Genomic DNA, 4,234 nt, shown 5'->3' with positions numbered 1-4,234 from the left:
TTTGCAAAAACATAACATTACAGACATAAAAGAAGCTGCTATGTTCTTGGCACAAACTTCACATGAAAGCAATAATTATAAAAGACTTGAAGAGAGCTTCAGATACACTCCGCAAAGGCTTTTTGAAGTTTTCAAAAAAAGAGTTGGAAGTTTGGAAAATGCTAAACAGCTTTGTCTTCAAGGAGCTGAAGCTATAGGCAACTTTGTTTATGGCGGTCGTTTAGGTAATACAGAAGACGAAGGCTATAAATATAGAGGCAGAGGCATTATTCAGCTTACTGGAAAAAATAATTATAAAAAATATGGTAAAAAAATAAATGCTGACTTAGTTAATAATCCAGACCTTGCCAAAGAGCCTAATAATGCTATAGAGATTGCATTATTATTTTGGAAGGAGAAAGGCTGCGGTTTACTTGCCCATCAAGGTGATGTGAAAGGCGTTACTAAACTTATTAACGGCGGATACAATGGACTTGAAGACAGAGAAAAAAGATATAAAAATATATTAAAAATACTAGAGGATAAAAATGTCTGATGCATTAACGGCTTTATCTATAATAGGTATTTGTATAACTATACTCATAATTGGAAAATGGGTTAAGGACCTTATTCTGCATAATAAGCAAGCTAAATTAAAAGCAAATATTAAAGACGGTACTATAGAGTTTGGAAATGATAAGGTTAATACAGAAAAAACTATAGAAAATCAAAATAAGATTGTATCTAATGCATTTGAATCTCCAAAAGAGCTAGCTGTATTAGAATCTAAAAATAACAGTGAAATATTAGCTTATTATCATGGCGATAATAAAAAAGATGAAAATAATTTTAAATATGATGAGAAAATTACATCTCTTACTGTATATAAAGAGTATAGCAGTATAATAAGTCAAAGTACATTAAAAGTGCAAAGTCAAATCATAAGCTATATAGTACATAATCATATACTTGATAAAGATAAAGCAGAGCTTAGAGAATATATAAAAGCAAAAAGAATAGAAATTATTAATATATATAATGATGCTTTATCTAAAAGCAGCATTATGAGTATAAATAAGCTAGGTTTAGAAAATATATGTAATTTTTATTATATGATTATTTTAGATAAAATAGAGGATATTTATAAATCAATTTATAATAATCATCAAGCACAATATGATAAACGTAAAGCATTTATGAAAAATCTTAAAAATATTCCCTCTGCTGACAGATTAAAAAGCTATGATGTATTTATTAATAATAATTTTACTGAAACAACTATCAAAGACAGTGAGATAGTTTTAGAAAATCTTGAATATCTGCAGAAGTTCCTTTTAGGTATATTTCATGACAATTTAAAATACAATGGAGTTAGATAGATGAGTTTTATAGAAAAGCATAATGCTAATAAAAAATTAAGTATCTATACAAGCATAGTTACTTTTATTTTAGGGGTTGTTTGGGTTAGTGTTAATCTTATCTGGAGAGGTAGAACAGTTGCTAAAGAAGAAGCTATTGCTGTTGTAATAATTTTCCTTGGTCTTAATGCAGTTAGTTTTGGAAGCGATTTAAGAGGCTTTTTGAAGATATTAAGAAATAACAATACTAATGATGATAAAAAAAATAATAATGAAAAGGAGTAAGCAGTGATTCCAATAATAACGGGCTTTTTGTCCAAAATAAACAAAAAAATCATTATAGCAGTCATAATGGTTTTTATAGTTTCTATTTTTATAGTATTAATAGCTGCTAAAGACAGTGAAATACATAAAAAAGAAAAAGAGATAGCTCAGTATCAGGAAGATATTAAGGGCTTGGAGCTTAATAATCAAACGCTTCAAAATGAAATACTATTTATTAAAGAAAATGAGAAGTTTCAAAATAGTTTTAGTAATTCTAGTTTAATGATTAAAAATATAGATGAAGAATTGCTGACAAGGACAGAGAATGAAACATTTAATAGTATATCTAATAATTTTTATAAGTATTTTTTTTATAATAAACGCTTCAAAAACTCGCCAAAATTACAGACAGTTCCTGATGAAACTGTCTGTGCTCGTTTTTTCCGCTCTTATATTAACTTCATGCAGTACAAAAATAAAATATGTCAAAGTACCGCTTTCTACGCCTCCAGAAATATTTATTATAAAAGCTGTTACAAACAGACAAGATTTAATGAGAAGATACCAAGAAAGTATTATAAAGATAGGAGAATGGCAATTATGGTATAACATACAGACAGAAAATAATTATTATAGATATAATAAATAAAATGAGAAACCGCCGTGTATATAATTTATTATATACACTCTATAAGGCGGTTTCGAATATAACAATAATAAAAGAATGGCAGCTTTGGTATAATGTGCAAGTTTCTAGTAATTACTATTTTTATAAATAAAATCTAAAAGCAGGAGCTTTATTATGGTTTTAGAAAAACCTGAAAACTATAGAGAAGTGCCAGCCCTGCAGGATGGCGAAACTATATTTGCTGAAGATCATAATCAGATAATGGCGAATATAGAAAAGTTAAAAGGAGGCAAACCTAATGAAGCTCCTGTATCTAATATTAAGGAATTAAAAGGTATATTAGATAAAATAATAACAAATAATTCTTTTAATGCATCTAGTATATACTTTGATAATCAAAATGCTCAGCTTAAATATATAAAATATAACTTTCCAAAGTTCAAATTAGATATATCAGAAAAATATTATATTGTATTTACTGATGAGAAAAACAGTAAAGAATATCAGGCAGTTATAGAAAAACAAACAGATGGAACATATAGATTTAAATCTAAACTATCAAATTATTATTGTAACAATGCTTTTACAGGTATAATAAAATATATTAATGGATTTCATACTGCATATTCAATGTATGCTATTCTTTCTCAATTTTTTGATGTAAATATACTTAGAAGTTATGATTTAGATACAGACGAGGCTATAATATCAACAGTTACTAAAAGAGGTACTTTTTTTAATACATCAGTAAATGATAATAAACTATGTTTCTTTATCTTAGTAAAAGATGGGTCTATACAAACAGAAGAAGTATTTACAGAAAATTATTACAATGTTTTTTTTAATATAAAAAATAGAGTATTAAATAAAATAGATAGAAATATATTTTTTAGTAATAATTTAGAAGCTCCTTTTTTTAGACTAGAACTAATAAGAAATGATAATAAAATAAAAGTTATAGGGGCTTATCAACATATTAATGGTATTTCATCACTGATATGCTACAGTCCTATATTAGAAAACTATTTTAACATAATAAGTAATGATAATGAGCTAATCAATACAGACGGTATCACCTCCAGTTCTGGAAAGCCTAAGAAGTTCGGATTTATGAAATATAGTGATGAACCTAGTACATATTGTTTAAAAATAGCTAATCAAGACGGTTCTGAAATAGGAGAAAATGAAATAATAACTTTTGATTTGACTCCTGATAAAAATGCAGAAGTAGAAGTAAAAGAAAAAGTAATAGAAACTGTACAGGATGCTATAGAAGCGTTAAGCGATACATATAGCAATGATTTTGATTCAGAACCTGCAGAACCAACTCCTGATAATCCTGAAGCTCCTGATAATCCTGAAGAGGAAATATATTCTTTTGAAAAGACTACTTTTACTTTAGAAGCTGAAGGCGAAAGTATTATTCTAAATAGTGGCATTATAAAAGATATAAGTAGTTTATCACTAGTAAAAAATACTGATGGAAGCTTCAATTTGAAAGGAAGTTTTGAAATTAATAATGAAGGTCAGGCAGTTATAAGAACTAATAAACAAATTGATTTAGATAGAAGAAAATTATTAGGTATGTACTATGGAGGAATGCAGGTAATATACAAATATGAAAATAAATATTTATATATTATTATAATTGCTGATAAAATACAATCTCCTATATTAAAAATAGGAGATATAAAAATATATGATAATAATATAATCTGTCCTCCAGATTTTAGTTATATTAAAGTTCTAGGATATGAAGTATCAGAAGATTTTGGTATATATTTAGTAAATGGAGTCTATAGGTTAAAAGGTTCTTTCAAATCTAATAGTAATAATATGTCTTTCTTTCTGAACCTTAGTATGAAAGAGTTTTTTGAAGATAAACAGCAATATAGCTATTCTTCATATAAAATAGGAATAATATCAGGAGAACCATTGTATACTATGTTATCTATTAGTTCCATAACACCTAATCAAAAATATACTATAGATATGGAATGTCCGC

Annotated in this window: 5 protein-coding genes; all 5 read left to right on the top strand. The window is 26.9% G+C overall.

All coding sequences use genetic code 11. From position 1 onward, the window contains the following. A partial coding sequence (locus KQ44_RS14210) for a glycoside hydrolase family 19 protein (RefSeq protein WP_096737995.1) occupies positions 1 to 535 on the top strand: 535 nt, incomplete at its 5' end. Next, positions 528 to 1,358 carry a hypothetical protein gene (locus tag KQ44_RS14205; RefSeq protein ID WP_096737994.1) on the top strand — a complete coding sequence of 277 codons (831 nt, stop codon included), beginning with the start codon at positions 528 to 530 and terminating at the stop codon, positions 1,356 to 1,358. The genes KQ44_RS14210 and KQ44_RS14205, both read left to right, overlap by 8 nt. Next, entirely contained in the window at positions 1,359 to 1,622 is a 264-nt protein-coding gene (locus KQ44_RS14200) for an endonuclease (RefSeq protein WP_069732133.1), read from the top strand. 3 nt (positions 1,623 to 1,625) lie between these two features. Next, the gene (locus KQ44_RS14195) at positions 1,626 to 2,210 is read left to right on the top strand and encodes a hypothetical protein (protein ID WP_205676584.1); all 585 of its coding nucleotides are present in this window, start codon (positions 1,626 to 1,628) and stop codon (positions 2,208 to 2,210) included. 193 nt (positions 2,211 to 2,403) lie between these two features. Further along, on the top strand, positions 2,404 to 4,234 hold a 1,831-nt coding region (locus tag KQ44_RS14190), incomplete at its 3' end, for a hypothetical protein (protein WP_205676583.1).

Source organism: Brachyspira sp. G79 (assembly GCF_002379365.1).
In the GTDB taxonomy this organism is placed as follows: Bacteria; Spirochaetota; Brachyspiria; order Brachyspirales; family Brachyspiraceae; genus Brachyspira.
The sequence above is the reverse complement of the archived record's forward strand: the minus strand, read 5'-3'. Positions and strand labels throughout refer to the sequence as shown.